Consider the following 5063-nt stretch of genomic DNA (forward strand, 5'->3'; position numbering starts at 1 on the left):
TAATGTCTGTTGATTGGGTTTTACCAGATATTACTCATGTGAAAATTCAATTTTTCGTGTCCACTATATAGGTAGTAGTTTAAACAACATCATTTATTTATGATGCAGTAAAGGAAATAGCCGGTGATAAGGTTGATATAAAACTTGTTATACCTTATGGTGAAGACCCTCACCTATACCATGCTAAACCAGAAGATTTGAAGAAAATAAAAGAAGCCGACCTTGTTTTATATCATGGTTTACACTTTGAAGGTAAGATGGAAGATGTATTAGAAAATAAAGGCCATGCTATCACCAAAGATTTCAAATATAATGAACTCATTTACATAGATGAAGAAGGTTCAAAAGTTGTAGATCCTCACTTCTGGTTTGATATAGATCTATACAAAAAGGCTGTAAAAAATGTTGCAAGTGAACTAGAAACTTTAATACCAGATGAAAAAGAAAACTTTGAAAAAAATTATACAGCTTATGCAGAAAAATTAGACCAATTAAAAGTTGAATTATCTGAAAAGATTAATCAAATACCTGAAGGATCAAGATACTTAATCACCCCTCATGATGCTTTTAACTACTTCTCAAGATTATTCAAAATGGAAGTTGTAGCTCCTCAAGGTGTAAGTACTGATTCAGAAGTATCAAATGCTGATATAGAAAAAACAGCAGAATTTATTGTAAAGAATAAGATTAAAGCTATATTTACAGAATCAACCACAAATCCAGAAAAGATGAAAAAATTACAAGAAATATGTAAGGCTAAGGGATTTGAAGTAAAGGTTGTTTCTGGTGAAGGTCAAGAATTATATTCTGATTCATTAGCTGACAAGGGAGAAGGCCATACATATATAGATATGTATAGACAAAACGTAGATTTAATAGTAAATAATTTAAAATAGATGAGATTTAGGAGTTACTTATGAAAGAATCAATAATTGAAATAAAAGATTTAAATGTTAGTTATGATAAAAATACAAAGGTTCTTTCCAATATAAACTTAGACATACCTGCAAATGTAAGAGCTGCTATAGTTGGGCCAAACGGAGCTGGTAAATCAACCTTAATAAAGTCTATCTTAGACCTAGTAGAAAACAAAACGGGTTCTATAAAAATTTTCAATAAAAATTTAGACAATGTGAGGGACGAAATTGCTTATGTCCCTCAAAGGTCTAATGTAAACTGGGATTTCCCTATTACTGTATTCGATGTAGTTTTAATGGGCAGATACCAACACTTATCTTTATTTAGAAGGCCTAAAAAAGAAGATAAAGAAATAGCCATGAAAGCTTTAAAAGAAATGAAAATGGAAGATTTTGCAGACCGCCATATTTCACAATTATCTGGCGGTCAAAAGCAAAGAGTCTTCATAGCTAGAGCCTTGTGTCAAGATGCAGACTTATATATTTTGGATGAACCCTTGGCAGGTGTAGATAAGAATACAGAAAAAATAATTATGGATAAGTTTACCGACTTGCAGAAAAAAGGTAAAACTGTAATAGCTGTCCACCATGATTTAGGATCTTTAAAAGAATATTTTGATTACCTAATAATATTAAACCATGATATCAAGGTAGCAGGTCCAATAGAAACAAGCTTAAATCAAGAAAATATTGATAAAGCTTATAGTATAAGGAGCTAATTATGTTAGATATTTTAACTTCATATACATTTAAAGTCGTTTTTGCAGGCACTTTACTATTGTCTATTTCTAGTGCATTAGTAGGGGCTTTAAACCTTTATAAGGGACAAAGTTTAATTGGTGATGCTATAGGTCACTCAACATTTCCTGGTATTACCTTAGCCTTTATACTTTTTCAAAGTAGAAATCCTTTAATTTTGTTGTTAGGTGCTTGTATAAGTGGTGGGATAGCCTATTATATAATTCAAAAAATTAAAAAGACCTCGATAATAGAGTTAGATGCAAGTCTAGCCATTGTTTTATCAGGCTTTTTCGGTTTTGGTATGGTATGTAAAAGTTATATACAAGGAAATAAAAGCTTTACAGGAACCAGCCAAGCCGGCCTTGAAAAATATATTTTTGGACAAGCTTCATACCTATTAGAATCAGATGTAATTATAATAGCTACTATAACTATAATATGTCTTTTCTTAATGTTGGCTTTTTATAAAGAATTAAAACTTTATCTTTTTGATCCTGAATTTGCTCAAGTTACTGGTATCCCTAGTAGATTAGTAGATATGGTTATCTTAGTATTGACACTCTTGGTTATATCAGCAGGCATAAAATCTGTTGGTTTTATATTAATTAGTTCTTTTCTAATAATACCAACAATAAGCGCCCAACAATGGTCACATAAATTTGGCCATGTATTGGTCCTTGCTTGCATATTCTCTGCTATATCAACCTTTATAGGAAATTATCTATCATCATCGGCTGATGGCTTAGCAACTGGTCCAACTATAATAGTAGTCTCTTGTATAATTGCTTTCTTCTCTATGTTATTTGGAAAAAGAAGCTTTATTTATCATAAATTAAGGAGGAAGAAATGATTTATTCATTACTTACTCTTATAGTAGCTGCTCTAGCCTGCAGTGTTTTAGGAGTATTTTTAGTCTTAAGAAGGCAGTCAATGCTAACTGATGCAATAAGTCACTCAGTCTTATTGGGAATAGTATTAGCCTTTTTTATAACAAAATCTTTAGATTCACCTTTTTTATTGGTAAGCGCAAGTATATCGGGATTAGTAGCTGTTTTAGCAATAGAAAAACTTGGATCAAGTAAGTATGTAAAAAAAGACGACGCAGTAGGAATAATATATCCTATGTTTTTTTCCATAGCAGTTATATTAATAAGTAGATATGCTAAAAACGCCCATCTAGATACAGATATAGTCTTATTGGGAGAGGTAATTTTTGTCAGCTTAGATACTTATAATATATTTGGAATGGAAATAGCCAAGTCCTTTGTAAACTTGTCTTTAATGTTTCTAGTAAATATAGTCTTTATAAAATTATTTTTTAAGGAACTTAAAGTAGCAACATTTGATATAGTATTCGCTAAAACAATTGGTATACCTACAGGATTTTTATTTTACTCTATAATGGTTCTAACATCAGCAACAAGTGTGATGTCTTTTAATGCTGTAGGCTCAATCTTAGTTGTTTCATTTTTTATTACTTCAGCCTCTATTGGATTATTGTTAGGAAAATCTTTATCAAATACTTTAATAATTACTTGCATTTTTGCTATAATTAATAGTATCGAAGGTTTCACGTTGGCATATTATTTAAATGTATCAATGTCAGGTATGGTTGCCTTTGTTTCTATGGTAAATTTTTTACTAACTATTGCAATTAAAAATATGAAGGGTAAATTAAATGAAAGTTCTACCTGAGAGAAATGAATACTTAACTACAATATTTAAATTAAAAGAATCAAACAAAAAAGTGACTAACAAGGCTTTAAGCCAAGCTTTAGATATAGCTCCATCTTCTGTAACAGAAATGGTTAAAAAGCTAAAAAAAGATGGTTTACTTAAAGATCAAAAAACTATTGATCTAAGCCAAGATGGTGAAGAATATGCTAAAGATATAGTATCTAAGCATAGACTTTGGGAATACTTTTTAACCGAAAATCTAAAATATAATTGGGAAGATGTGCATGAGCAAGCTCAATTGCTTCAAAATGTGACAAGTGACAAGATGTTTGAAGATCTAAATAGATTTTTAGGAGAACCTGAAACTTGTCCCCATGGTGGTATAATATATAGCAACCTAAAAAAATCTAATGATAAAATTAGTTTAGATAAGGCTAAAGAAGGATTGGAGTATACTATCCAAAGCATATTCGACGATAAAACACTTTTAACCTATATAAATAAAATCGGCTTAAAGATTGGTGATAAGCTTAAAGTAATTGAATTTAATGAAATTGATGACTCAGTAGATATATTAATAAATAATAAAGATAATATAAATTTATCTCACAGGGTTAGCAAAGATATATTTTTAATATAAAAATGAAGGTCTTTTGACATTAGTCATGACCTTCATTTTTTATATGAGTTTTCTCAGTAAATATACTTACAATTAAAAATCCTAATCCTGCAAATACTGCGGCATAAAAAAGCATAGTATTTACTCCAGCTAAATCTAGGAGTCTACCACCTATTACTGAAGATAAGACTGCTCCTAGGGTAATACTTGAATTTATCAAGGCCTGTCCTCTAACTAGATATTTTTCATCCAATACATCTCTTGCATAATATACATTAGCTCCAGAAAATAGTCCAAATCCTAATAATTGAAATACTAGGGCGAAGTATACACCAGACAAGTCAGATGCTAGATAAGTAAATAAAACTCTAACAAATATAAAGAAACAAGAAATTCTCATTAGATTCCCACTCGTAATTTTTTTCATCAATAGGCTAAGACCAAATAAAGCAGGTAACTCTAGGATACCCCCTATGGATATGATAGTCCCCATTTCCTTAGCTTGGTGTCCATGGTGGCTTACAATTTGAAACATATAATTTCCCATCATATTATAAGATATAAATACTAAAACAATACCAAATAATACTGATGTGAATCTCCTATGGTGGTTAAAAAATTCTATATATGTAATAGAGTTTCCATTTTCTATATTTTCATCAAAATCATTTACTTCTTCTATTCCAACAAAGTGAAATTTATTTATGACAATTATCAATAATATATAAACTAAGCTAACCATATAAATTACAAAATTTACGCTAGCAAACTTATCAATTAAATATCCTATTAGCATGGATGAAAGTGAAAAGGTTAAGGAACCTATAGCTCTAGCAAGTCCAAAATTTATTTTCAAACCCTTATTTATAAAAAACATCCCTAAGGAATTTATAAAAGGTATCAAGCTTTGACTTATAGCAACTAAGACCGCAAAGAAAAATGCTACAATCCATTTTGTCTTATCAAAAGATAAAAGAAAAGCTGATGCCAATATCATAAGTAAAGACATGCTAATCACTATCCTATGAACAATCATTTTTTTAGATTTGTCAGCAAAATTACCGATAATAGGTGGCAATACTACTGACACTATATAGCCTAGGGCCATC

6 protein-coding genes are annotated in these 5063 nt (G+C 30.2%); 5 read left to right on the forward strand and 1 reads right to left on the reverse strand.

All coding sequences use genetic code 11. The annotated features are described in order from the left end of the window. The first annotated feature begins 95 nt into the window (after nucleotides 1-95). The 5 genes from Q0U66_RS05345 to Q0U66_RS05365 are packed head-to-tail and all read left to right on the forward strand — an operon-like array spanning nucleotide 96 to nucleotide 3975. The gene (locus Q0U66_RS05345; protein ID WP_297378374.1) at nucleotides 96-896 is read left to right on the forward strand and encodes a zinc ABC transporter substrate-binding protein; all 801 of its coding nucleotides are present in this window, start codon (nucleotides 96-98) and stop codon (nucleotides 894-896) included. 20 nt (nucleotides 897-916) lie between these two features. Next, nucleotides 917-1636 carry a metal ABC transporter ATP-binding protein gene (locus tag Q0U66_RS05350; protein WP_297378358.1) on the forward strand — a complete coding sequence of 240 codons (720 nt, stop codon included), beginning with the start codon at nucleotides 917-919 and terminating at the stop codon, nucleotides 1634-1636. Nucleotides 1637-1638: 2 nt separating this feature from the next. Then, nucleotides 1639-2508, forward strand: a complete 870-nt coding sequence (locus tag Q0U66_RS05355) for a metal ABC transporter permease (protein ID WP_297378361.1) — start codon at nucleotides 1639-1641, stop codon at nucleotides 2506-2508. Beyond that, on the forward strand, nucleotides 2505-3353 hold the full coding sequence (locus Q0U66_RS05360; protein WP_297378365.1) for a metal ABC transporter permease: 849 nt from the start codon (nucleotides 2505-2507) through the stop codon (nucleotides 3351-3353). The genes Q0U66_RS05355 and Q0U66_RS05360 overlap by 4 nt, the downstream gene beginning before the upstream one ends. Further along, complete coding sequence (locus Q0U66_RS05365; RefSeq protein ID WP_297378368.1) at nucleotides 3337-3975, forward strand: metal-dependent transcriptional regulator; 639 nt, start codon at nucleotides 3337-3339, stop codon at nucleotides 3973-3975. The genes Q0U66_RS05360 and Q0U66_RS05365 overlap by 17 nt, the downstream gene beginning before the upstream one ends. Before the next feature lie 19 nt (nucleotides 3976-3994). Here Q0U66_RS05365 and Q0U66_RS05370 read toward each other — a convergent pair. Beyond that, a partial coding sequence (locus tag Q0U66_RS05370) for an MFS transporter (protein ID WP_297378371.1) occupies nucleotides 3995-5063 on the reverse strand: 1069 nt, incomplete at its 5' end.

This window comes from uncultured Helcococcus sp., assembly GCF_946998255.1.
In the GTDB taxonomy this organism is placed as follows: domain Bacteria; phylum Bacillota; class Clostridia; order Tissierellales; family Peptoniphilaceae; genus Helcococcus.